This window comes from Fenollaria sporofastidiosus (genome assembly GCF_943169635.2).
Taxonomy (GTDB): Bacteria; Bacillota; Clostridia; order Tissierellales; family Peptoniphilaceae; genus Fenollaria; species Fenollaria sporofastidiosus.
Genome location: NZ_OW968186.1, coordinates 1,114,237 through 1,138,201 on the forward strand (window position 1 = coordinate 1,114,237; position 23,965 = coordinate 1,138,201).

A 23,965-nucleotide genomic window follows, 5' to 3' on the forward strand; every position below is an offset into this window, starting at 1 on the left:
AATGAAGAATATGAAATTATCAGTTGCTATTATATTAAGTCTTAATATAATAGCACTTATATTATCACAAGCAATTCAAACAGTATCCTTTGATGAGAATGCTGTTTATATGAATGCAAAGCATATGGATAACTTTGACTATATTGGTAGAAGCGAAGAAGAGGTCCTTGTAGCATCGAAAGTCATAGCAGGCTACCTAAGAGGAGAGAATGAGGATGAGCATCTTGAGCTTATAGGACTAAACAAAAAAGAGATAAGCCACATGGGAGATGTAAGAAGAATATACAAAACTATTGACATAATTAAGATAGTCTCAGCAGTTATAACATTAGTTATAATAATTTTATATGCATGGAAGAAAGTCAACGTATTTGTGTTTAAAGAGCTAAGAAATGCACTCTTTATTGCATATATAATACCAATATTTTTTGGTATATTATATTTAACAAGCTTCTCCTCTGCATTCACTAAGTTTCATGAAATCTTCTTTACGAATGATTTGTGGCTTCTAGACCCAAGTACGGACCTACTTATAAGACTAATGCCCGAAGAGTTTTTCATAAGAGGTTTTCTTAAGATTCTAGCCTACTATACTGTATCAATATTCGTCATACATCTATGCAGTTTTTACTATGTTGCAAGAAGCAATAAAAATATGAAGAAGAAGGGAGTATAAAATTCATTTATGTTAGATATAGGTAATTTTATAGATCAAACTAATTTAAAACAGGATGCATCAGACTTAGACATCATAAAACTTGTTGAGGAGCAAAAGAAATATAAGTTCAGATCCATATGTATAGCACCTTCATTTTTGCAAGTTGCTCGTAAAAACTTGCAAAATATTTATCTCACTACAGTAATAGCGTTTCCAAATGGATATGCAAGTACAGAAGCAAAAGTATTTGAAGCAAAAGATGCAATAAAAAATGGAGCAAATGATTTAGATGTTGTTTCGAATATCGGAAGAATCAAGATGAGAGACTATGACTATCTGAGTAAAGAGATAAATTCTTTAAGGGAGGCAAGTTTGGGCCATATTTTAAAATTTATAATAGAAACATCCTTTCTAGACAAGGAAGATATATTTTATATAACAAATTTACTAGTTGAGGGTGGGGCTGAGTTTGTGAAAACATCAACAGGTTTTACGAAATTCGGAGCATCTATCGATGATGTAAAATTTATAAAAAAGAATTTTGATGGCAAAATAAAAATAAAAGCATCAGGTGGAATTTCTGATTATAAAACTGCGATTGATTTTATAGACGCTAGTGCTGATGTTATCGGCACTTCACACGGAATTGACATTATAAATTATAAATAAAACTAATAAATTTTGTAAAAAAAGCTAAAGAGTATTTATGAATAATTTTAAAAAAAGCTTGCAACTTTATAAAAAATAGTGTAATATATATGTAACATATAGCCGTTATTATATGAAAAAAATTTAAGGGGGAATATTAATGAAACTTAAAAAGACATTAGTGTTTTTATTAGTACTATCTATGGTATTATCAGCTTTCGCATTCGCATGCGGCAAGAAGACTGACGAACCAGCAGAAACAGGTACTGAAACAGAAGCACCAGCAGATGGCGAAGAAACTACAGATGAAGAAACAGCTGAAAGACCAACTGAGCCAAGTGGACAATTAATAATTGGTTGTATTACTGAACCAAGCGGAGACTTCTCAGGAGTATGGCAAAACAATGCAACTGACGCTGACGCTAGACGTTTAGTTCAAGGATATGGTACAGTTGATCAAACAGATGAAGGCGAATTCGTAATTGATGACTCTATCGTTGAAAAGTATGATACTAAAGAAAACGAAGATGGATCAAAGACTTACACTTTCACTGTTAAAAAAGGTCTTAAATATGCAGACGGTAAAGAAATCGATGCAAAAGACTATGTTGCTAGCTTCTTACTTTGGGGCTCAAAACTTATTGGACCTGACTTCTGTAAAGGTAAAAACACAGGTGGTATGGACCTAGTAGGTTATGATGCATTTAGTAAGGGAGAAAAGAAAGAATTCGCTGGTGTTCATCTAATCGATGATTACACTTTCTCAGCAACAATAAATCCTGATAATACACCATATTTCTATGAATTAACTTCTGTATCAGCAAGTCCAGAAGATCTAGAATTCTGGTTAGGTAAAAAAGTAGACATTAAAGATGACGGCGATGGATGTTACTTTGTTGAAGATATAAACACTGAAGAGTATGCGAATGCTGTTAAAGCAGCAAGAGATAAAAAGACTCTTCCAGCAAGCGGTCCTTATATGTTAGAAAGCTATGATGAAGCACAAAAATTAATAACTATGGTTATCAACCCTAACTTCCAAGGCGATAGATTAGGCAGAAAACCTCTAATTCAAAAAGTTATCATTAAGAAAGTTACAGAAGCAACTCAACTTGACGACTTAAAAACTGGTGGTGTTGACCTATTAAAGGGCATCACAAAGGGTGATGACATCAACGCTGGTATGGACTTAACAGAAGGCGAAGGCTTTGCTCATACAGATTATCCAAGATCTGGTTATGGTAAGATTGCATTCTCTTGCGACGTTGGACCAACTCAATATGCAGAAGTAAGACAAGCACTTGCTTACTTACTAGACAGAAACGATTTCTGTAAACAATTTACAGGCGGATACGGTTCTGTTGTTAGCGGACCTTTTGGTACAGCTCAATGGTTCTATCAAGAAACTAAGAAAGAACTTGAAGAAAAATTAAATTCTTATCCATATGACCCAGCTAAGGCTGTAGAATTACTGAAAAAAGCTGGCTTTACTCTAAACGAATCAGGCGCTGAATACCAAGAAGCCGACCCAGAAAAAGGCATAGAAGGAGACGGAACAAGATACAAAAAGATGGATGACGGTAAGTTAATGCCACTTGAAATCAAATGGGCATCTACTGAAAACAATGACGTATCTGACTTACTAGTTGTTAAATTAGCTGAAAACCCTGACCTTGTAAAAGCAGGTATCAAGATTCAAAGAGACGCAATGAGCTTTGATGAACTTCTTAACTGGATATACAGAGACGCATCAGTAGATGCTAAGTATGCTGTTCCAACATATAACATGTTTAACTTAGCTACAAAGTTCCCAGCTGGTTATGATCAAAAAGAAACATATACAACAAAAGAAGATTTAATCAAGCAAGGCTACAACACTAACCGCATCTTCGATAAAGACTTAGAGCAAGCAGCTATTGACATGGTTAAATGTTCACCAGATCAAAGAGATAAATTCAAGGAAAACTTTGTTAAATTCGTAACTAGATGGAATGAAATGCTTCCTGACCTACCACTATACTCTAACCAATTCTTTGACTTCTACAATTCTAAATTAAAGAATTGGGTTAATACTCAAATGAAGCCATTCGCATCAACAGTAATGGATGCTTGGGTTACAGAATAGTAAATATTAAAATTTAAAGTTTATTTTGTGGAAGGCAATAGAAATATTGCCTTCTATAAAAATACAGATAAGGTGGATGATGATGGGAAAATATGTTATAAAAAGAATACTTTACATGGTATTCGTATTCTTTGTTATGTCTATTTTACTTTTCTTCTTATACAATATGATACCTTCAGACCCTGCAAGAGCAGAGCTTGAACCAATGAAGGCACAATTGAAACCAGAAGAGTACAATAGAAGATATCAAGACTTAAGAAAACAATACGGTCTTGACGATCCTATGATAATGAGATATGGTAAATGGCTTGGTAGATTGTTACAAGGCGACTTAGGAGACTCAAGAGTATATAAAGATAAGGTTATAAATGTTGTAAAAGAACCTTTAAAACTTACTATATTTATTAATATTTTTGCAATAATTTTAGGTCTAGGTATAACTATACCTTTAGGTATTGCGTGTGCTGTTAAAAAGAATTCAGTTTTCGACCAAGTAACACAGGTATTAACAGTTATAGGTTACTCTATACCAGTTTTTATCACAGCACTAATGTTCATTTATGTATTTAGTGTTAAACTACAGTGGTTCCCAGTTAGTGGTATGAGAACTGCAGGAAAGAACTATACAGGTATTAAGGATACACTTGATATCTTAAAGCACATTACGCTTCCTCTAATAATCATGACAGTAGGTTCACTTGGTGGTATGACAAGATACGTCAGAGCTGCTATGGATGACGCTTTAGGCATGGATTATATTAAGACTGCAAGAGCAAAGGGCTTAAAGGAAAAGGCTGTAATTTATTCACACGCGTGGAGAAATGCGCTTTTACCAGTAGTTACACTAATTGTTGGCTGGTTTATGAGTATATTCTCTGGATCACTAATTATTGAAACAATGTTTAATTTAAATGGTATGGGTAAGTTCTACATAGATGCTTTAAACAAGAAGGACTATGACTTAGCGCTTGCAATTCAGCTATTTTATATAATAATAACTCTAGTTGGAAACTTGGTTACTGACTTAACATATGGCTTAGTTGACCCTAGAGTTAGAGTAGAAAATTAGGAGGTTAAAATGGAAAAAGAAAACAAAGATACAAAACAAATACCTCCAAAGAAAAAAGGATTTAGTTTATTCAAGAAAAAGAAAAAAGACGTCATGGTAGAAGATGACATTCAAACACCTTTTAGAACTATACTTAATGTATTTCTTGCTAACAAGGTTGCTATGACTGCATTTTTTATTTTCTTTGGTATTTTCTTATTAGTGTTAATAGGACCTTTATTCAATCCTTTAGACTTATCTTATGTTGAAACAACACAGTCTAATATTGCTCCAGGTTTTGATATACTTCCTTTACCAAACGGTCTTAAGAACATCAAAACGCTTAGTGTTGGATCTACATTCAGTGCAGCTGTTGATGAGAATGGCAAAATTTTTGTTTGGGGTAAAACAGCTATCTCTCAAAAAGTTGACGTAAGAAAAGTCCCTAAAGAAGTAAGAAAGGCTGGAAAAAATATTGTTAAAGTAGCTGCTGGTACTGACCACGTAATAGCACTTACTGATGATGGTAAAGTTCTTGGTTGGGGTAATAACAGACTTCAACAAGCAAAGGCTCCAGCAGAATTAATGGGTGTTAAAGTTATTGATATAGCCGCATCAGACCAAGTGTCTTATGCACTAGATGACGATGGATACACATACGCTTGGGGTAATATGTCTATTAATGACTACAAAGAAGGCCATGACTATCAAGGAGAAATTGTTAAAATAGCTACAAATCCTAATACAGCTTGCGGCATTACTAAAGATGGTAAGGTTGTACATTTAGGAGCTCAAGAATCGGGTCTATCAAAGGTACCTGAAATAAATGAAAAGGTTGTTGACCTTGCTTCTTCATACAATACATTCGTTGCTGTAGGAGAATCAGGCAAGATTTATATGTGGGGTAACCCAACTACAACTGGTGAGTGGGACGTTCCTGAAGATATACAAGGTAAGGTTAAGAATATATATGGACAAAGATATTCATACCTTGCTAAGTTAAATGATGATACTATCATTGAATGGGGTTCTAACTCATTAGGACAACTTAATGTGCCTCAAGAACTTAGAGGTAAAAAGGTAGATAAAGTTTATACTGGTTTCTATCAAACACATGTTGTTGATCAATCTGGAAAGGTATATAGCTATGGTCACAAAGGTTACTTATTAGGTACTGATGACCTAGGCAGAGATATCTGGAACAGAATTCTTAACGGTGGTAGAAAATCTATGACTATAGGTGCTATCGCAGTTATAATCTCGACTATCATCGGCGTAATCGTTGGTGGTATTTCAGGCTTCGTTGGAGGCTGGGTTGATAACGTATTACAAAGGGTTGCTGAAATGATAGGTTCACTACCATTCCTACCATTTGCGATGATATTATCAGCACTTGTTGGCCAAACAATGACTGCCGACCAAAAGATCTTTATGATCATGATTATACTTGGTTTACTATCTTGGACAGGACTTCAAAGACTTGTTCGTGCTCAAGTACTTTCAATTAGAGAGCAAGAGTATGTTGTTGCTGCAAGATCACTAGGTATTAAAGAAAAGAACATTATATTTAAACATATATTACCAAACACTATATCTATAATTATAGTTAATGCTACGCTATCATTCGCATCAAGTATGCTTACGGAAGCATCACTATCATTCCTAGGCTTTGGTGTTCCAGCACCATATCCAACATGGGGTAATATGCTTAACGGTGCTAATAACTCTATAATTATTCAAAGATACTGGTGGAGATGGGTATTCCCTTCTATTATACTAGGTGTTTGTGTAATTTGTATTAACTTAATAGGTGATGGCCTAAGAGATGCTATCGACCCTAGATCAGCTGAAAGATAGGAGGTAAGATTAATGGCATTATTAGAATTAAAAGACTTGCATACCTTTTTTACAACAAAAAAGGGAATAATCAAAGCTGTTAATGGCGTTTCCTATTCAGTAGAACAAGGTAAAACATTAGGAGTAGTAGGAGAAAGTGGTAGTGGTAAGAGCGTTTCTGCCATGAGTATCATTAAACTACTTGATGGTAATGGATATATTGACAGTGGTGAAATTTGGTTTGACGGAGAAAATATTACTGATATACCTAAGAACAAGATGGGTCATATCAGAGGTAATGATGTTTCTGTTATATTCCAAGAGCCAATGACTTCACTTAACCCTGTATTTACAGTGGAAAGACAAGTAAGTGAGCCGTTCATTATTCACCAAGGCATGAACAAGAAAGAAGCAGCTGAAAAAGTTGTTGAAATGCTTAGCATGGTTAAGATTCCAAATCCAGAGACTGTTGCTAAACAATATCCTCACCAATTATCAGGTGGTATGAGACAAAGAGTCATGATCGCTATGGCACTTGCTTGCGTACCTAAGCTTCTTATAGCTGACGAACCAACAACTGCTCTTGACGTTACAATTCAAGCTCAAATACTTAGACTAATGAATGACTTAAAGAAGAGAATTGGTACTTCAATACTATTTATCACTCATGACCTTGGCGTTATTAACCAAATGGCTGATGACGTTGCCGTTATGTACTGTGGTCAAGTAGTTGAAAAGGCACCAAGAGATATTATCTTCGAAGGAAAGAGTAAATTCATGCATCCATATACAGAAGGACTTATGGTATCTATACCAAGATTGGATACTCCTCAAGGCATGAAGCTAGATGCTATACCTGGAGCTGTTCCGCACCCACTAAATTTACCTAAGGGCTGTAAATTTGCGCCTAGATGTAAATATAGAACTGAAAAGTGTGACAACTATCAACCAGATCTAGTTAAGGTAGATGACAATCATGAAGTAAGATGTTTCTATCCTGAAAAGGGGGTAAGATCCGATGGAAAATAGAGAGTTACTATTTAGAATACAAAACTTAAAACAATACTTCCCAGTACAAAAAGTTGGTAAGGAAGTTAAATATGTAAAAGCTAATGATGATATCTCATTGGATATTTACAAGGGTGAAACTATCGGTTTAGTAGGAGAGTCTGGTTGCGGTAAATCTACTTTTGGTAGAACTTTATTACAACTATACAAGCAAACTGATGGTAGAACTATTTACTATGGCAGAACTAGATGGGAAGTAAATCCTAAATATGTATATAAACTAATCAATGGTTTTGCTAGCCATAAGAACAAAGTTAAAGAGCTTAAAGCTGAGATTGAGAAGGATACAGCTGCTTATGAAGCACTTGCTGAAGGCAAGGAAAAGGGAGAAGCGCTTAATAAGCTTAGAGAGGCTGAAAAGCAATATAAACTTCTTTATAAGGACTTAGCGCAAATAGCTGGAGCTTTGATATATCATGACAATGAAAGCGAAGTTAAATCTTTACTACTGAAGGAGCAAGAACTTAACCACAAAGTATTTCTTGCTAAGAAAAACGGCAAGGAAGATTCATCAGCAGAAAACGAATTAAAAGATGTTGAAGCAAAACTTGCGTCACTTAGAGAAGATGTTAAGGGACATGCTGAATACGAAAAAGCAGAAGGATATAGAGATGCTGGTGTAAACTTAGCAGAGCTTGAGTATGAAGAGATGAGACACTTAAGAAAAGATATGCAACTTATCTTCCAAGACCCATATTCATCACTTAACCCACGTATGACTGTTGGACAAATTATATCTGAAGGTTTAGTAGCTCACGATATCTACAAACAAAAGGATAAGGCACTACAAGACTATGTTGTTAAGGTTATGCAAGATTGCGGTTTAGCTCACTACTTTATACACAGATACCCTCATCAATTCTCTGGCGGTCAAAGACAAAGAATTGGTATCGCTAGAAGTGTTGCATTAAAGCCTGACTTTATCGTTTGTGACGAAGCGGTATCAGCACTTGACGTATCTATTCAATCACAAATTATAAACCTATTGATTGATTTAAAAGAAAAAGAAAATCTAACATATCTATTCATATCACATGACTTGTCAGTTATTAAATATATATCTGATAAGGTAGGTGTAATGTACTTAGGTAATATAGTTGAGTTTGCAGACTCTAAGGAGTTATATGCTAGACCAGTGCATCCATATACAGAGGCACTTCTAGGCGCAATACCAACTACTGACTCTAAGAAAGAAATACAAATACTAGAAGGAGACATACCAAGTCCTATCAATCCACCTAAGGGCTGTAAGTTCCACACTAGATGTAAATATGCTACTGAAGAATGCAAGACAGTTGTACCAGTATTTGAAGAAGTAAGACCTGGACACTTTGTTGCATGTCATCACAAGCTAAACTTAGATAAGTAATGTTTTTTCAAAAGAAAATTGATCGTGCCTTTGAAGAGCTCAAGAAAACTTCAGGTAAGTATGATGAGAAAGGTAATCTAGTCGATACTAAAAATGAAGATACTGAGAAGGGCGACATTGCTGCAATGTTTCTTGCTGCAGCTAAGGTATTCGGCCCGATCTTTATAGTTTTGATTATAATTTTAATATTAACTAGACCAAGATAAAGATTAAAGCTACGAGTAATCGTAGCTTTTTTTATGGTAGAAGCTCTTGACCATGTGTGAGAATCATATATATACATTGACAAATACATATATATAAATGAACTTAGAGCAAGGCAGAGATTAATATACAAAATATTTTGCTCTTGTTTAGTTTAGCACGATTAAGGGTAAATAAAGAATAATAATAAAGGAGGTTTTCTTATGAAAAGGAAAGTATGTTTATTTTTAATATTAGTATTGCTACTTACAAACGCAGTCTATGCAGCTGAACTTAAAGTGAATGTGCCAAACGGCTATGTTTTAAGTGAAGCAGAGATCGAAAGACTGAACCTGGTTATTAACAAGAAGATGAAAGATGAAAATGATGAAAGAGAAGACTTAGTTGGTTATGTTATACCAGTTTACAATCTATCGACAGAGTACTTATTTAACAACGCAAATAAAACATTAGAAGATTCCTTTGTTGATAAAGGAAACGCCATTATGATCATTAAAGATAAGATAGGTCCATTTATGCAAGCGGGACTAGTTAAATCAAGTAAGGGGCTTATAGTTGAAACATACTCGGATATAGACGAAGGACTACTTGAAGCCATCACTCTATTAAAAACAAAGAGTATGACAAGTCCAAGATACTTAAGTTTGGATTTGACAAGTAAACCTAGTTTAATACTTGCAAGCGAAGGCAAAGTAAACAAGGCTATATCAGTAGATCTTTTAAACAATAGGGATAAAAATAGTATAGATCTTGATGGTGCTATCTTGGATACAAACGATGTGTATGAGCAAATCAAGCAAAACAAGATTGCAGATATGGAGCTTACTGTTGAGAACCTTAAGAAAGGCGAGCCATACAAGACTGATCAAATATCACTATTTAAGCCTGTTAAAGCTCAAAAAGCAGATAAGAAGAGCTATATAAAATTAATACTTATAGTTGTATTAGTAGCTATACTTGTGATATTAGCTTACTTATTCTTAATGAAAAAGTCTTCTAAGAAAATAAACTTTAAGAACAAAAAACATAAAAAAGACAAGGACAACACAGAAGATATTAATAATGATGATATCTTGTTGTAATATATATTAAAAGGAGCTTCGATTAAGATGGGATATAGAATACTATTTTTAGTATCAGTATCGTTTGTACCACTATTACTTATTGCAATTGGAAAAATATTTGCTAAATTTCCAATCAAAGAGCCAAATATTGCTGTTGGCTTTAGAACAAAGCTTGCTATGAAGAACAAGGACACTTGGAACTACGCACAAGAATTATTCCCAAAGGTATGGATTAAACTTGGCTCATACTTGCTACCAATAAGCATTGCTGTTATGTATGTAATGCACAGTGATGATAAGGACTCTGCAGGCAGTGCTGCACTCGTTATAATGCTTGTTCAGGCTTTAGCGATGCTTGTATCAATATATAGCGTCAATCAAAAGCTAAAGAAAGCCTTCAATAGTGACGGAACACGTAAACAATTTCAATAGATAATATAATAGACTAAGTATCATGTCGATGCTTAGTCTATTTTTTAATTTCTTCTATAAATTGGCTTATTTCGTAGTCAGTGTTGTTTCTTTCTTTAAAAGCGCATATGTTTAGATTCTTCTTCGCTCTAGTCATTCCAACGTAGAATATCCTTCTTTCTTCTTCAAGCTCTACATCGCTTGCGTTGTTTGAACCGGGTATTTCATCATCAACTATGTCCACAAGAAAGACGGTGTCAAATTCTAGTCCCTTTGCACCATGTATAGTCGATAGTATAACATTGGATTCGTTCTGACTGTATATCTTATTTCTTAGCACGTTGAGTCTTAGTTTTAACTCATCCATGCTCTTAGTGTAGAGTGCAATCTCTTTTAGGAAATATATCATGGTAAGAAGCTTGTTAAAGGATTCGCTCTTGTCTCTACCTTTGCTTCTTAAGTAGCCTCTGTAGTTCATATCATTAACTATATAGTCTATGATGTTTGATGGCTTCATCTTCCTAAGAGCTTTGAAATCCTTCATTAGCTGCAGTATATAGTCCTTCTTGTAGCTTTGTATAGACTCTGAGCTGTAAAGAGTTTTCAAAACATCAATATCTGTTAATGCATAAAGCCCATTGATATCATCTTTTGATAGGTAGCCCTTGATCTTGTAGTAAATTTTTCTAAATAGGGCGGCATCGTTCATATTGAGCGAGAAATTATATATGTCAAAGATGTCATCTATAATCCAATGAGTGAAGAACCTCTCCTTCTTATCATACGATGTAAAGCTTATTAGGTAGCGCTCAAGAAACTCTGCAAGAGGTATTTGCGAAATGTTGTTTCTATATAAGATTGCTACTGTTTCACTTGCACTCTTTAGATACTTTGCGATGTAGCGGTACTCATCAAGGTCTTTGCCAAAGAGCTTTATATTGACGGGCGTCTTGTCACTACTCGAAGTGCTAAGCTCTTTTGTATACCTAAGCTTATTGTTTTTTATAAGTCTGTTAGACGCATTAATTATGCTTGGAGTAGACCTGTAGTTTTCGCTGAGCCTATAAAGCTCGGCACCTTTGTAGTATTTCTCAAAATTTAGTATCCTCTCTGGACAAGCACCTCTAAACTTGTATATGGACTGGTCGTCATCAGCAACAACAAAAAAATTCTTATCAGTATTTATAAGCTTATCAAGTATCATAAACTGTATAAGTGAGGTGTCTTGACCTTCATCAAGTAGTATATACTCATACTTGTCTTTGAACTTTGATATTATATGTTTGTCTTTCTCAAGCAAATCGTTCGCCATAATTAACATATCGTCAAAGTCAATCAAATGTTTTTTCTTCTTATAAGCTTCGAAGTCATCCACAACGACCTTGTATTCAAAAGGTCCATCGGCATCAATATAATCTTCGTTGGTATTTTTGATGTAGCCAAGTATGGATTGTATTTGATCTATCTCTTCTTCACTCGGATAAGTCTTAAGCTTTTGTATATATATCTTTCTTAGTATATCTCTCGACCTTGGCGCATCTTCAACATCGAGCAAGGTGTATTTAGTTTTCTTATATCTTTCATACTCTCTAATTATCTTGTAAGATAGGGCGTGTATAGTTAAGACACTTACTTCTTTAGAATAATTATCATCAAGCGCCTCTAGTATCCTTCTTTGCATGTCAAGCTGCTGCGACTTTGCAAATGTTATAGCAAGCACTTTATAAGGGCTTACACCCTTTTCTTTTATAAGGTATTTAATGCGGTTAACTATAACTGTAGTCTTACCAGAGCCGGGCACAGCAAGAACTAGTGCAGGTCCACTATCGTGCCTTGATGCTTTGAGCTGATTAGGATTTAATTTCATTTAATCACCATAGCTATTATATAACAAAACTTGAGAAAAATAAAGGTTTGCTAAGTACTTACACTTGTGGTATAATATAGGCGTAGTTCAAATTTTTATTTTACATATTATTTTTTAAGGGGGAGATACATTTTGTTAATGAATAATTTTCTTAAATCAAGAAAATCAGTTAGAGATTTTAAGCTTAAAGATCTAAGCGATGACACTTTAATCAAAATAAAACAACTTTGCAGCGAAGTTTCTAAAGAAGATGGACAAAGCTCTGTAAGTTTTAATCTAATTAAGGACGGCAAGAGAGTTTATGAAGCTTTAGATGGTATCGCTGGTTACTCAGGCGTTATGATTAAGTCGCCACACTATATAGTGATTAACAGAACAGACGATTCTAGTAAATCAATGATGCTTCAAAGCTACTACACTGAAAGTCTTATTACAAAGCTACATAGCTTAGACATCGCAACATGCTGGGTTGGACTATTTGGCGCATCTGAAGACAAGAAAAGAGAAGTTTTCGATATGTACGCAAACAACTTAGACTTTGTTTTAGCAATCGGTTATGAAAAACCATCAAACCCATTTGACCTAGACCAATATTCTGAAAGAAAAGCTGTTGAAGAGCTTGTATTTGACGGCAGCTTAAAAAATCATATGAGCATAGAGATGCTTGAGAACTTAGGCTTAGACGAAGTATTCTACTATGCAAGATTTGCACCATCAACATCAAACCGTCAACCTTGGAGATTCGTAATCAAGGGAAGTTATGTTGAATTATATATTGAAGATAATAATGGCAAGCCATCTTATGTTGATGCAGGCATTATGATGTACTACTTAAGAAGTATGCTTTTAATGAGAAATGATAATAACATGTGGGAACTAATTGACGATGGTGAATTAGTTGACGGCTACAGATTGATAGCAAAGATTAAGCTATAGGAGGAACTATGAAACTATTTATTGATACAGCTAATGTTGATGAAATTAAAGAGATTGCTAAGTGGGGAGTAGTAGACGGAGTTACTACAAACCCAAGCCTTATCGCTAAAGAAAAGAGAGACTTCAAAGAAGTTGTTACTGAGATAACAGGTATTGTAGATGGACCTATATCTGCAGAAGTTGTTTCACTTAAGCATGACGAGATGGTAGAAGAAGCAAAAGAGCTTGCTAAGATCCACAAAAACATCATTATAAAGGTGCCAATGACTGAAGAAGGACTTATCGCAGTTAAAGAACTTCACGCTATGGGCATTAAAACAAATGTAACACTTATCTTTACATCAACACAAGCACTTCTTGCTGCAAAGGCAGGAGCAAGCTATGTAAGCCCATTCTTAGGTAGACTTGACGACATCTCTACAGATGGACTTAATTTAATCGAAGAAATCATGGATATCTTTGGAAACTACGATTATGACACAGAAGTCATAGCTGCGTCTATAAGACATTCAATGCATGTTGTTGAATGCGCAAGACTTGGATGCGACATCGCAACTATTCCATACAAGGTATTCAAGCAAATGCTTCATCACCCACTAACTGACAGTGGTATAGAAAAATTCTTGAAGGATTGGGAAAGTGTAAAATAGGAGAGATACAATGGATAGAAATTTAGTAATGAACTTAGCAAGAGTCACTGAAGCAGCTGCATTAAGCTCAGCCCCTTGGTTAGGTAGAGGCGAAAAAAACGCTGCTGACGGAGCTGCAGTTGAAGCAATGAGAAGGATGTTTGATACTGTTGACATAGACGGTACTGTAGTTATAGGTGAGGGCGAGATTGACGAAGCACCTATGTTATATATTGGAGAGAAAATTGGTAATCATGAGGACGGAGCCCTTAAGGTTGATATCGCAGTTGATCCACTTGATGGAACAAACTCCATCGCCAATGGTATGCCAAATGCTATATCGGTAGTAGCTGTTGCACCTAAAGGATGCCTTCTACACGCTCCTGATATGTATATGAATAAAATTGCTGTTGGACCAAAGGCAAAGGGTGTTGTTGACATCGAAAAGTCTGTTACAGAAAACCTAAAAGCAGTTGCAAAGGCACTTAACAAAGAAGTATCGGAAACTACTGTTGTTATGTTAAATAGACCAAGACACGATGCTATTGTTAAAGAGCTTAGAGCAAATGGCGCTAGAATAAAATTTATAAACGATGGCGACGTTATCGCAGCTATACAAACTTGCTTTGAAGACACTAACGTTGACATGCTACTTGGTAGTGGCGGTGCACCTGAAGGGGTTCTAGCTGCTGCAGCACTTAAGTGTATGGGAGGAGAAATGCAAGGCAAGCTTCTTCCAAAGGACGAAAAGGAAAGAGAAAGATGCATTAAGATGGGCATCAACCCTGACAAAGTGCTTCACCTTGACGACCTTGTTAAAGGAGATGAAATCGCTTTCTCAGCAACTGGTGTATCACACGGCGAACTTCTTGACGGAGTTAAATTTATCAAGAAGAATGTATGTGAAACAGAAACACTAGTACTAAGAGCTGAGACAGGCACTATAAGATTCATTAAAGCAACTCATATACTAGATAAAAAACCGGAGTACGCTAAATGATTGTAGATAATCACTTAGATGATTATAAATTAGTAGAGCTGCAAGATTTTGCAAAGAGATACGGACTTAAAAACTTTACTAAACTTAAAAAGCTTGAGCTTATTGAATATATACTAAAGAGCATCCGCACTAATCAAGATGAGGATGCTTTTCAGTCGTGTAAGGACTTAGATGATTTTCTTAAAAAGGCCAAGAGCGCATCAAGTAAAAAAGCAAGCAAAGATAAAAAGGACGAAAAGAACATAAAGTCAGCACCTAATACCATAGACGGCATAGAGACTGTTCCTGCTAATGGCATCTTGGAGATATTGCCTGATGGCTTTGGCTTCTTAAGACGCGAAAATTATTCGCAAAGCGATCATGATTACTACGTCTCGCCAACATATATAAAGAAGTTTCATCTTAGACAAGGCGATGAGATTACAGGAGTAGTCAGAAAGAAAGACGAAGCAAACGAGGAGAACACAAGAAACGCCATAGTCTACATCAACAAGGTTAATGGTGACAGCTTAGATGTATGCTTTAAAAGAGCAGACTTTGATGAGCTAGTCCCTGAATATCCAGATAAGCTTATTAAGCTGGAGACTACCAAGGACGAAGTATCGACAAGGTTTATAGATCTAATCTCACCTATAGGCAAGGGACAAAGAGGCCTTATCGTTGCTCCTCCAAAGGCAGGTAAGACTACACTTATTAAGAAGATAGCTAACGCCATTAACATAAATCATCCAGAGATTAAGCTTATAGTTCTGCTTATAGATGAAAGGCCTGAAGAAGTTACAGACCTAAAGAGATCTATCAATGGCGATATCATATACTCAACTTTTGATGACGACCTTGAGAACCATATCAAGGTTTCACAAATGACGCTTGAAAGAGCCAAGAGGTTAGTTGAACACAAAAAGGATGTTGTCATACTTCTTGATAGTATCACAAGACTTGCAAGAGCATACAACATGACTATAGCACCGACTGGCAGGTCATTATCGGGCGGCTTGGATCCAGGAGCTTTGTTTGGACCAAAGAAATTCTTCGGAGCTGCGAGAAACTTTAAAGACGCTGGCAGCTTAACCATACTTGCGACTGCACTTATCGATACAGGCTCAAGGATGGATCAAGTTATATACGAAGAGTTCAAAGGCACTGGCAACATGGAGCTCTACCTTGATAGAGAATTATCGAACATGAGACTCTTCCCAGCCATCGACATATTAAACTCGGGCACTAGGAAGGACGAACTCTTACTTGATGAAAAGACTCTAAACATACAAAGGAAGTTCAGAGTGATGATGAAGAACAATGGCAATGAATATGCTGTTGAGTTCTTGCGTAAGTTTATGACTAACACTTCGTCTAATAAGGAGCTTGTTGACAGTTTAGACAAAGCACTTATTAAGAGTGAATAATTTTATAAAAGACTTGAAAATAGTCTTCTTATATGATATAATAAACAAGGTAATATTTTGCATTGAAGAGTGGCTCGCCACTCTTTATTTTATAAGAGGGGTGAGATATATGAATTATAAAAGTTTAATTGAGAAGCTTAAGCTTAAGATAGATGGAGTGCTTAAAGATATGAACGCAGAGCTTGTCGACCTTGAGATACTAAGACATAAGGACGAGATGACGGTATCTGTGTACGTATACAAGAAGGACGGCCTTGATATAGACCTACTTCAAAGCGTAACTGAGAGATTAAATCCAATATTTGATGTTGTAAGCGAATTAAAAGATAAGTATTACTTAGAAGTGTCGTCTCCTGGACTTGATAGACCCATCAAAACAGATGATGACTTTAGAAGGAATATGGACATGAAACTCGATGCAAAACTTAAGAACAAAGAAAAGCATACAGGAGTGCTAAAGAAGTATGATTTAGAGACATTCACACTTGATTGTGATGGAAAACTTATTAGTATAAAGAGGTCTGATGTAAAGATGCTTACACAGGCAATAGAATTTTAGGGGGTTATGATGAACAAAGAGTTTATAGACGCTTTAGATGAATTAGAAAAAAGTAAAGGTATATCTAAAGAAGTTATTTTTGATGCACTAGAGACTGCACTAGTTTCTAGTTTTAGAAAGAATTTTCAAACTGAACAAAATGTTTTAGTCGACATCAATAGAGAGACCGGAGATATTAAACTTTATTCACAAAAGACTGTAGTTGATGAAGTGGAAGACGATGTTAACGAAATATCGCTTGAAGATGCAAAGAAGATTAGTTCAAAGTACAAGGTGGGAGACACTGTAAATTTTGAAGAAGCTCCAAAGGAATACGGAAGAATCGCTGCTCAAACAGCTAAACAAGTTGTAATACAAAAAATTAAAGATGCTGAGAGAGAAAAGATTCACGACGAGTTCATAGTGAGAAAAGGCGAAATTATTACTGGACAAATACAAAGAATATCAAACAAAAACATCTTCATAGATATGGGCAAGGTAGAAGGTATAATCCCTCCTACAGAGCAAATTCCAAACGAAGTATATAAGATGGGAGACAGACTAAAGCTTGTTATATCTGAAATTAGAAAGACAAGCAAGGGACCACAAATAGTTCTATCTAGATCAAAAGCCTTACTTGTTAGAAGACTTTTCGAGCTTGAAGTTCCTGAAATAACAGAAGGACTTATAGGTATCTACTCAATATCCAGAGAAGCAGGCTCAAGATCAAAGATTGCTGTCTACACAAATGACGAGAGTGTCGATCCGCTAGGAGCTTGCGTTGGACAAAAGGGCCAAAGAGTAAACTCTATAGTTGAAGAGCTTAATGGAGAGAAGATAGATATAATAATCTACGATGAGAATCCAGAGGTATTTATTAAGAACGCACTATCGCCAGCAGATGTTGTTAGCTGCGAAATTAATGAAGAAGAGAAGTCAGCTATCGCCATAGTACCAAACTCACAAATCAGCTTGGCTATAGGTAAGCAAGGACAAAATGTTAGACTTGCTGCTAGACTAACAACTTGGAAGATAGACATACATCCTGAAGATCCAGACAGCTTCACTGGCCCAATGAGCGAGCCATACTACGACAGCGACAATCAAGAGATATTAAATGATTCTTTAATAGATTTATTCAAAGATGACGAAGCATAATACTTTTGAGAGAAAATGCGTTGCGTGTAGATCATTTCACAACAAGTATGAGATGATAAGACTTGCAAAAACAGATGAAGGCGTTTTTATTGACAAGAATCAAAGGATGCAAGGACGCGGAACATATGTATGCAATAACGAAGAATGTATTAAAACTGCACTAGAGAAGAACTTATTTAAGAAGTCTTTAAAGTGCAATATAGATAATGAAACCCTAGAGGAGCTTAGAAATGTAAAGAAGGAGTGATTATATGAAGACAAGAGTTTACGAGTTAGCGAAAGAATTGAATATGGAAACAAAAGAATTACTAGACAAACTCCAAGAGCTTAATTTACCACCAATGACACACCTTAGTGGTATAGATGAAGAAACTGCAAATTTGGTAAGAGATCTTTTCTTGGAAGAAGAGAAGATTAAAGTTAAAGAAAAGCCAAAGAAAAAAATTCATAAAAAAGAAGAAGATACTGAGAACGTAAGAGACAATAAACAAGCAAAAAAGAAAAGTGTAAAGCCTGAGACTAAGAAAGCTGATGGACAAGAAGCTAAAAATAATCAAGGCGCAAAGAAGAACGATACAAATAATAACAGAGAAAATAATAAAAAGAATAAGAATCAAAACAATCAAAACAATCAAAACAATCAAAATAATAACGCACCAATGAATAATAAAAAGAATAACAAGCACAACAATAATAAAAACCAAAAACAAGCTGAAGCCAAAAAGGAAGAACAAGAAGCCAAAAAGCCAAAAGACGAAGTAGTATTAATACCAGAGAATATAGTGGTTAAAGACTTAGCAGAAAAGCTAGGAGTTGGAGTAAATCAACTAATTACAAAGCTTATCATGCTTGGCTTAATGCTTAATCAAAATCAAAGCGTTGACTTTGACACAGCATCACTTATGGCGGATGAGTTCGGCGTAAAAGTTGAGCTTGAAGTTCCTCAAAGTGAAGAGGAAGCGCTTGAACTTGACTTTGAAGACAGCGAAGACAGTCTTGTTACTAGACCACCAGTAGTTACAGTTATGGGTCACGTTGACCATGGTAAGACATCACTACTTGATGCTATCAGACAAAGCAAGGTGCAAGCAGGTGAAGCAGGTGGTATCACACAAAGGATAGGTGCCTACAGTATCACTGTTAAAGGCAAAAAGATCGTTTTCCTTGATACACCAGGTCACGAAGCCTTTACACAAATGAGAGCTAGAGGAGCACAAATTACAGATATATCTGTAATAGTAGTCGCAGCAGATGACGGTATCATGCCACAAACAAAAGAAGCAATCTCGCACAGTAAGGCAGCAGGTGTACCTATCATCGTAGCAATTAACAAGATAGATAGACCAGAAGCAAATATTGAAAGAATATACCAAGAGCTTGCAGATAATGATCTACTTCCAGAAAAGTGGGGCGGCTCAACTATCACAGTAGAAGTATCTGCGAAGAAGAGAATCAACATAGATGAACTACTAGAGATGATAATACTAGTTGCTGAGATGGAAGATATCAAGGCTAACCCTAACAGAAGAGCTATGGGTACTGTTATTGAAGCACAGCTTGACAAAGGACAAGGTCCAACAGCAACTGTACTTGTACAAAAAGGAACTCTTAAGAAGGGCGACTATGTTGTATCAGGAACATCTTGCGGCAAGATCAGACTTATGGTTGATGACAACGGTAAAGGCATAATGAAGGCCACTCCAAGTACACCAGTTAAGATTATGGGTCTAAGCGAAGTGCCTGAAGCAGGCGAACTTTTCTATGCAGTTGAATCTGAAAAGAAGGCTAGAGCAATTGCTGAGATGAGAAAAGAAAAAGCTAGAGAAGAAATGATAACAGCTACACAAAAAGTTTCTTTAGACAATCTATTTGACAGAATCAAAGAAGGCGAGCTAAAAGACTTAAACGTTATCATCAAGGCAGACAACAAAGGTTCAATCGAAGCCATCGCTTCATCACTTACTAAACTATCAAACGAAGAAGTTAAGGTAAGCGTTATACACAGCGGTGTGGGCGGAATCAGTGAGTCTGACGTTATGCTTGCTAGCGCATCAAACGCCATCATCATAGGCTTCAACGTAAGACCAAACAACGGTGCTATGGACCTAGCTAATTCTGAAAGTATCGAAGTTAAGACATATAGGGTTATTTACGACATAATTGACGACATCAAGAATGCTGTTAAAGGTATGCTTAAACCAAAGACTAAGGAAACTGTCTTAGGTAGAGCAACTGTAAGAGCAACATTTAGACTTCCTTCAGGTCAAACTATTGCTGGTATTTATGTTGACAACGGCAAGATAACAAGAAACTCAAGCATAAGACTTCTAAGAGACGATGTTGTTATTCATGACGGCGGCATCTCATCATTAAAGAGATTCAAAGATGATGCAAAAGAAGTTGCTACAGGATATGAAGCAGGTCTAGGACTTGACGGATACAATGACGTCAAGGAAGGCGACGAAATGGAAGCCTACATCATAGAAGAAATTAAAGCATAGGTGAGTTTATGGACAAGAGAAGGTTATATAGAGTACAAGCTGAAATAAAAAGAATTGTATCTGAACTACTAATCGAAGGTCTTAAAGATCCTAGGATTGATAAGATGACTAGCGTATCTAAAGTTGATTTATCAAAGGATACTTCTGTGGCAACTATATACTTTTCGATATATGGTAGCAAGAAAACTAAGGAAGATACATTAGATGCCTTAGAAAACGCTAAGGGATATATTAGATCTCGTCTTGCTAAGGTCTTAGAGATTAGACAAGTGCCCGAGCTTAGATTTAAAATTGATGAAAGCGTTGAATATAGTATTGAGATACAAAAGATTTTAAACAAATTAAATATTGAAAGCGATGTAGAAGATGAAGAGTTGGATGAAGATGAAGAATAATATGAGCATAAAAGATATAGGCCTTGCTATTGAAGAAGCAAAAAGTATAAATATTGTCTCACACAGATCACCTGATGGAGACAATATAGGCTCTTCGCTTGGCTTATATCTATCATTGATACAAAAGTATAAAGATAAAAGTATAAATATAATAAAGCCTGATGATATACCGAGTAAGTATCAGTTCATCGAAGAGAAAAAGTACTATGTAGAGAATCAAAATCCAGTTGACTTACTTATAGTACTTGACTGCGCCGATGAGAGAAGGGTTTTAGATGGCGAATTGTTTAAGAAGGCAAAAAAAGTAGTAAACATAGATCATCACAAGAGCAACAGCTATTTTGGATGCATAAATTATGTCATAGAAGAGTACTCATCAACATCAGAGATAATTTTTGACATTATAAAAGAGCTGAACTTGCCACTAGACAAAGAGATTGCAACTATGATATACATCGGTATTGATACAGATACGGGCAGGTTTATGTACTCATCAACTACAGCTGAAACTATGCATAAGCTTGCACAACTTATGAGCTATGGCATAGATATTAATGAAATAAACATTAAGCTCTATAGAAGCATGAGCAAGAACATCTATGAGCTATATAGACTTGCCATAGATAAAATAAATTTCTATAAAGACTTTGCTTATGTCATTTTAAACAATGAAGATTTCGAAAAAACGAATACTACTAGAGAAGATACAGATGATATACTTGCATTCTTACAAGGACTTGAAGATTACGATATGATAGCGATTATTAAAGAAGTCAAGGACATATATAAAGTATCCTTAAGAAGCAAGTACAAGTATGATGTAGGTAATATCGGAGAAGACTTTGATGGCGGAGGACACAAGTACGCTGCGGGCTTAACTTATAAAGGCAAACTAGACGAACTTGTAAAGAGATTGAAAGGATATGTAGACAATGCAAATTAGTGGCATAGTCAATATTTTCAAAGAAAAGGGCAAGTCCAGTAGATACTATACCAATAAAGTAAAGTACATCTTAAAGACTAAGACTGGTCATGTAGGCACCTTAGATCCAATGGCTTTTGGAGTCTTGCCAATAGCAGTAGGTGAAGCTACTAAGTTTATTGACTACCTTGGCTTTGACAAGAAGGCATATATCTATAGAATAATTTTCGGAAAAACTACAGATACACTTGATGCCGAGTCTGAGATCATAGAAGAAAAGTCTTGGGACTTCGATAGAAGTGACCTAGCAAGAGTTTTAGAAGATATGGAGGGCGAGTATGAGCAAGTTCCTCCAAAGTACTCTGCTAAAAAAATTGATGGCGTCCCTATGTATAAGCTTGCAAGGGACAATGTAGATGTTGATACGAGCATAAGAGCAAAGACTGTTGAGATATATAAAAACAGGTTATTAAAGTTTAACAAAGAAAAAGAATACGCCATAGTCATGAGCGAGGTCTCTACTGGAACATATATTAGAACCTTGGCTTATGATATAGCACAGAGCTTGGGAACTATTGCTTATATTGACTACCTAATGAGGTACAATAGCGGTCCGTTAAATATAGACGAAGCCATATGCATAGATGAGCTAAATGAAACAGATCTAATGTCTGTAGATACGCTCATAAACCTACCAAAGCTTACACTTAATGAAAAGAGATTTAAGGCAGTTCAAAATGGTATGAACTCATATGTAAATGACTCTTACAAGGAAGAGTACTATAAAGTTTACTGCGCTGAAAAGTTTTGTGGCGTGGGTTATGTTAAAAAAGACCAGAACAATAGAAATAATGTTTATATGAAAAAGGTTTATAAATATGAGGATAATTAATCTAAATGATGAGTTTACAAGTAAAAATAATTATATAGCACTAGGTTACTTCGATGGAATGCACCTTGGTCACTTAAAGATTATTAAAAGCTGTATAAGTGACGCAAGAAAAGATGGCCTTATGTCATCGGTCTTATTACTTGATTTCAAAAACAAAAAGTGCTTAACTACCATAGATGATAAGATTAAAATACTCGAAGAGCTTGGTATAGATACGGTTTATATACTCGACTTCACAGATAAAATCAAAAATATGGATCCAAAAGTTTTTGTTAAGAGTATACTCATAGATAGACTAGATTCAGTAAGAACATATTCTGGAGAGGACTACAGCTTTGGTATAGATAAACTGGGGGATACTAAACTTCTTCAAGAGATGATGAAGGAGTGCGGCAGGAGCGCTGTAGTATTAAATTTTGAACTTGATGAAAAGATGCAAAAAATTTCATCGAGCAATATTAAGAAGATGATACTATCAGGCGAAGTGATGAGTGCAAACAAAGACTTATCTAGATACTACTCAATCAAATCAAGAGTCATTCATGGCAAGAGATATGGTTCATCAGTCGGCATACCAACAGCGAACTTAAATATCAACACTGAATACATCATACCATACCAAGGAGTCTACGTTACAAAGATTAAGATTAGAGACAAGATATATAAATCCATCACAAGCGTTGGTAAAAATTTAAGCTTTGATGAGGACTTTGTAAGTGTAGAGAGCAATATCTTTGACTTCAAAGAGGACATATATGATGACGTAGTAAGGTTATTTTTTATATATAGAATAAGAGACATGTTAAACTTTGAAGATAAAAGTGACTTAGTAAAACAAATCAAAGAGGATATAGAATTCGCAAAAGAATTTGAAGATTATTTATAATTATGAGTATAAAATGCTTTACAAAAGCTAAAGTTCGTGATATACTAATATAGGTACCTTATGCTATGTATATCGTTCCCGTCGATACACTTGGCTAAGGCAAATAATATTAAAGGGGGATAATAAAATGTTATCAAAAGAAGAAAAATCAAAAATTATTGACGATTACAAAATGCACGAGGGAGACACTGGTTCTACAGAAGTTCAAATAGCAATATTTACAAAGAGAATCAATGACCTAACAGAACACTTAAAGACACACAAGAAAGACCATCATTCAAGAAGAGGACTATTCAAAATGATAGGTCAAAGAAAAGGTCTTTTAAAATATTTGTATAACACTGATATTGAAAAGTATCGTGAATTAATAGACAGATTAAATATTAGAGGATAAAGAGGGCGGG

The 23,965-nt window shown here is 35.4% G+C and carries 24 protein-coding genes; 23 read left to right on the forward strand and 1 reads right to left on the reverse strand.

Features of this window, described 5'->3' with window-relative positions:
* Window position 1 precedes the first annotated feature (1 nt).
* The 10 genes from KO172_RS05380 to KO172_RS05425 all read left to right on the forward strand — a co-directional run bounded on the left by KO172_RS05380 (window position 2) and on the right by KO172_RS05425 (window position 10,452).
* Entirely contained in the window at window positions 2–676 is a 675-nt protein-coding gene (locus KO172_RS05380) for a TIGR01906 family membrane protein (protein ID WP_215492486.1), read from the forward strand.
* Between the two features lie 9 nt (window positions 677–685).
* Entirely contained in the window at window positions 686–1,327 is a 642-nt protein-coding gene (deoC, locus tag KO172_RS05385) for a deoxyribose-phosphate aldolase (RefSeq protein ID WP_215492487.1), read from the forward strand.
* A 139-nt stretch (window positions 1,328–1,466) separates the two neighbouring features.
* Complete coding sequence (locus tag KO172_RS05390; protein ID WP_215492488.1) at window positions 1,467–3,431, forward strand: ABC transporter substrate-binding protein; 1,965 nt, start codon at window positions 1,467–1,469, stop codon at window positions 3,429–3,431.
* A gap of 76 nt (window positions 3,432–3,507) precedes the next feature.
* On the forward strand, window positions 3,508–4,500 hold the full coding sequence (locus KO172_RS05395; protein WP_309557658.1) for an ABC transporter permease: 993 nt from the start codon (window positions 3,508–3,510) through the stop codon (window positions 4,498–4,500).
* A 9-nt stretch (window positions 4,501–4,509) separates the two neighbouring features.
* Window positions 4,510–6,336, forward strand: a complete 1,827-nt coding sequence (locus KO172_RS05400; RefSeq protein WP_215492490.1) for an ABC transporter permease subunit — start codon at window positions 4,510–4,512, stop codon at window positions 6,334–6,336.
* Window positions 6,337–6,348: 12 nt separating this feature from the next.
* On the forward strand, window positions 6,349–7,344 hold the full coding sequence (locus KO172_RS05405) for an ABC transporter ATP-binding protein (protein WP_215492491.1): 996 nt from the start codon (window positions 6,349–6,351) through the stop codon (window positions 7,342–7,344).
* A complete protein-coding gene (locus KO172_RS05410) occupies window positions 7,334–8,752 on the forward strand; it encodes an oligopeptide/dipeptide ABC transporter ATP-binding protein (RefSeq protein ID WP_215492492.1) in 1,419 nt (472 codons plus the stop codon). Before KO172_RS05405 ends, KO172_RS05410 begins: the two co-directional genes overlap by 11 nt.
* A complete protein-coding gene (locus tag KO172_RS05415; protein WP_215492493.1) occupies window positions 8,752–8,958 on the forward strand; it encodes a hypothetical protein in 207 nt (68 codons plus the stop codon). The genes KO172_RS05410 and KO172_RS05415 overlap by 1 nt, the downstream gene beginning before the upstream one ends.
* A 201-nt stretch (window positions 8,959–9,159) precedes the next feature.
* Entirely contained in the window at window positions 9,160–10,038 is an 879-nt protein-coding gene (locus tag KO172_RS05420; RefSeq protein ID WP_215492494.1) for a hypothetical protein, read from the forward strand.
* Window positions 10,039–10,065: 27 nt separating this feature from the next.
* Window positions 10,066–10,452 carry an SdpI family protein gene (locus KO172_RS05425; RefSeq protein WP_215492495.1) on the forward strand — a complete coding sequence of 129 codons (387 nt, stop codon included), beginning with the start codon at window positions 10,066–10,068 and terminating at the stop codon, window positions 10,450–10,452.
* A 37-nt stretch (window positions 10,453–10,489) separates the two neighbouring features.
* On the opposite strand, the gene KO172_RS05430 is transcribed toward KO172_RS05425, so the two are convergent.
* On the reverse strand, window positions 10,490–12,298 hold the full coding sequence (locus KO172_RS05430) for an ATP-dependent helicase (protein WP_215492496.1): 1,809 nt from the start codon (window positions 12,296–12,298) through the stop codon (window positions 10,490–10,492).
* A 138-nt stretch (window positions 12,299–12,436) separates the two neighbouring features.
* Between KO172_RS05430 and KO172_RS05435 the strand changes: the two genes are divergently transcribed.
* From KO172_RS05435 to rpsO, 13 genes are all read left to right on the forward strand, one after another.
* Entirely contained in the window at window positions 12,437–13,234 is a 798-nt protein-coding gene (locus KO172_RS05435) for a nitroreductase family protein (protein ID WP_215492497.1), read from the forward strand.
* 8 nt (window positions 13,235–13,242) lie between these two features.
* Window positions 13,243–13,884: a fructose-6-phosphate aldolase gene (fsa, locus tag KO172_RS05440; RefSeq protein WP_215492498.1), complete on the forward strand. Its 642-nt coding sequence runs from the start codon at window positions 13,243–13,245 to the stop codon at window positions 13,882–13,884.
* A gap of 10 nt (window positions 13,885–13,894) precedes the next feature.
* On the forward strand, window positions 13,895–14,863 hold the full coding sequence (glpX, locus tag KO172_RS05445; RefSeq protein ID WP_215492499.1) for a class II fructose-bisphosphatase: 969 nt from the start codon (window positions 13,895–13,897) through the stop codon (window positions 14,861–14,863).
* A complete protein-coding gene (gene rho / locus KO172_RS05450; protein WP_215492500.1) occupies window positions 14,860–16,269 on the forward strand; it encodes a transcription termination factor Rho in 1,410 nt (469 codons plus the stop codon). The genes glpX and rho overlap by 4 nt, the downstream gene beginning before the upstream one ends.
* 109 nt (window positions 16,270–16,378) lie before the next feature.
* Window positions 16,379–16,828, forward strand: a complete 450-nt coding sequence (gene rimP, locus KO172_RS05455; protein WP_215492501.1) for a ribosome maturation factor RimP — start codon at window positions 16,379–16,381, stop codon at window positions 16,826–16,828.
* A 6-nt stretch (window positions 16,829–16,834) separates the two neighbouring features.
* A complete protein-coding gene (gene nusA / locus KO172_RS05460) occupies window positions 16,835–17,965 on the forward strand; it encodes a transcription termination factor NusA (RefSeq protein WP_309557660.1) in 1,131 nt (376 codons plus the stop codon).
* Window positions 17,966–18,017: 52 nt separating this feature from the next.
* Window positions 18,018–18,212 carry a YlxR family protein gene (locus KO172_RS05465; RefSeq protein ID WP_251320124.1) on the forward strand — a complete coding sequence of 65 codons (195 nt, stop codon included), beginning with the start codon at window positions 18,018–18,020 and terminating at the stop codon, window positions 18,210–18,212.
* Window positions 18,213–18,216: 4 nt separating this feature from the next.
* The gene (infB, locus tag KO172_RS05470; protein ID WP_215492504.1) at window positions 18,217–20,466 is read left to right on the forward strand and encodes a translation initiation factor IF-2; all 2,250 of its coding nucleotides are present in this window, start codon (window positions 18,217–18,219) and stop codon (window positions 20,464–20,466) included.
* A gap of 8 nt (window positions 20,467–20,474) precedes the next feature.
* Complete coding sequence (rbfA, locus tag KO172_RS05475) at window positions 20,475–20,861, forward strand: 30S ribosome-binding factor RbfA (RefSeq protein ID WP_215492505.1); 387 nt, start codon at window positions 20,475–20,477, stop codon at window positions 20,859–20,861.
* Window positions 20,851–21,804, forward strand: coding sequence for a DHH family phosphoesterase (locus tag KO172_RS05480; RefSeq protein ID WP_215492506.1), 954 nt, complete (start codon window positions 20,851–20,853; stop codon window positions 21,802–21,804). Before rbfA ends, KO172_RS05480 begins: the two co-directional genes overlap by 11 nt.
* Complete coding sequence (truB, locus tag KO172_RS05485) at window positions 21,794–22,675, forward strand: tRNA pseudouridine(55) synthase TruB (RefSeq protein ID WP_215492507.1); 882 nt, start codon at window positions 21,794–21,796, stop codon at window positions 22,673–22,675. Before KO172_RS05480 ends, truB begins: the two co-directional genes overlap by 11 nt.
* Window positions 22,662–23,561 (forward strand): bifunctional riboflavin kinase/FAD synthetase, encoded by a 900-nt coding sequence (locus KO172_RS05490; protein ID WP_215492508.1) that lies wholly within the window; start codon window positions 22,662–22,664, stop codon window positions 23,559–23,561. Before truB ends, KO172_RS05490 begins: the two co-directional genes overlap by 14 nt.
* Before the next feature lie 127 nt (window positions 23,562–23,688).
* A complete protein-coding gene (gene rpsO, locus KO172_RS05495; protein ID WP_215492509.1) occupies window positions 23,689–23,955 on the forward strand; it encodes a 30S ribosomal protein S15 in 267 nt (88 codons plus the stop codon).
* Window positions 23,956–23,965 lie beyond the last annotated feature (10 nt).

What these genes read in the sequence shown, in the direction of transcription:
- KO172_RS05410 (WP_215492492.1), top strand. Translation starts at nt 7,334, where the DNA reads ATGGAAAATAGAGAGTTACTATTTAGAATACAAAACTTAAAACAATAC.
- deoC (WP_215492487.1), top strand. Translation starts at nt 686, where the DNA reads ATGTTAGATATAGGTAATTTTATAGATCAAACTAATTTAAAACAGGAT.
- KO172_RS05480 (WP_215492506.1), top strand. Translation starts at nt 20,851, where the DNA reads ATGAAGAATAATATGAGCATAAAAGATATAGGCCTTGCTATTGAAGAA.
- KO172_RS05380 (WP_215492486.1), top strand. Translation starts at nt 2, where the DNA reads ATGAAGAATATGAAATTATCAGTTGCTATTATATTAAGTCTTAATATA.
- KO172_RS05465 (WP_251320124.1), top strand. Translation starts at nt 18,018, where the DNA reads ATGATAAGACTTGCAAAAACAGATGAAGGCGTTTTTATTGACAAGAAT.
- KO172_RS05425 (WP_215492495.1), top strand. Translation starts at nt 10,066, where the DNA reads ATGGGATATAGAATACTATTTTTAGTATCAGTATCGTTTGTACCACTA.
- KO172_RS05405 (WP_215492491.1), top strand. Translation starts at nt 6,349, where the DNA reads ATGGCATTATTAGAATTAAAAGACTTGCATACCTTTTTTACAACAAAA.
- KO172_RS05420 (WP_215492494.1), top strand. Translation starts at nt 9,160, where the DNA reads ATGAAAAGGAAAGTATGTTTATTTTTAATATTAGTATTGCTACTTACA.
- rho (WP_215492500.1), top strand. Translation starts at nt 14,860, where the DNA reads ATGATTGTAGATAATCACTTAGATGATTATAAATTAGTAGAGCTGCAA.
- rpsO (WP_215492509.1), top strand. Translation starts at nt 23,689, where the DNA reads ATGTTATCAAAAGAAGAAAAATCAAAAATTATTGACGATTACAAAATG.
- KO172_RS05395 (WP_309557658.1), top strand. Translation starts at nt 3,508, where the DNA reads ATGATGATGGGAAAATATGTTATAAAAAGAATACTTTACATGGTATTC.
- infB (WP_215492504.1), top strand. Translation starts at nt 18,217, where the DNA reads ATGAAGACAAGAGTTTACGAGTTAGCGAAAGAATTGAATATGGAAACA.
- rimP (WP_215492501.1), top strand. Translation starts at nt 16,379, where the DNA reads ATGAATTATAAAAGTTTAATTGAGAAGCTTAAGCTTAAGATAGATGGA.
- KO172_RS05400 (WP_215492490.1), top strand. Translation starts at nt 4,510, where the DNA reads ATGGAAAAAGAAAACAAAGATACAAAACAAATACCTCCAAAGAAAAAA.
- nusA (WP_309557660.1), top strand. Translation starts at nt 16,835, where the DNA reads ATGATGAACAAAGAGTTTATAGACGCTTTAGATGAATTAGAAAAAAGT.
- KO172_RS05415 (WP_215492493.1), top strand. Translation starts at nt 8,752, where the DNA reads ATGTTTTTTCAAAAGAAAATTGATCGTGCCTTTGAAGAGCTCAAGAAA.
- KO172_RS05435 (WP_215492497.1), top strand. Translation starts at nt 12,437, where the DNA reads ATGAATAATTTTCTTAAATCAAGAAAATCAGTTAGAGATTTTAAGCTT.
- rbfA (WP_215492505.1), top strand. Translation starts at nt 20,475, where the DNA reads ATGGACAAGAGAAGGTTATATAGAGTACAAGCTGAAATAAAAAGAATT.
- KO172_RS05390 (WP_215492488.1), top strand. Translation starts at nt 1,467, where the DNA reads ATGAAACTTAAAAAGACATTAGTGTTTTTATTAGTACTATCTATGGTA.
- glpX (WP_215492499.1), top strand. Translation starts at nt 13,895, where the DNA reads ATGGATAGAAATTTAGTAATGAACTTAGCAAGAGTCACTGAAGCAGCT.
- KO172_RS05490 (WP_215492508.1), top strand. Translation starts at nt 22,662, where the DNA reads ATGAGGATAATTAATCTAAATGATGAGTTTACAAGTAAAAATAATTAT.
- fsa (WP_215492498.1), top strand. Translation starts at nt 13,243, where the DNA reads ATGAAACTATTTATTGATACAGCTAATGTTGATGAAATTAAAGAGATT.
- KO172_RS05430 (WP_215492496.1), bottom strand. Translation starts at nt 12,298, where the DNA reads ATGAAATTAAATCCTAATCAGCTCAAAGCATCAAGGCACGATAGTGGA.
- truB (WP_215492507.1), top strand. Translation starts at nt 21,794, where the DNA reads ATGCAAATTAGTGGCATAGTCAATATTTTCAAAGAAAAGGGCAAGTCC.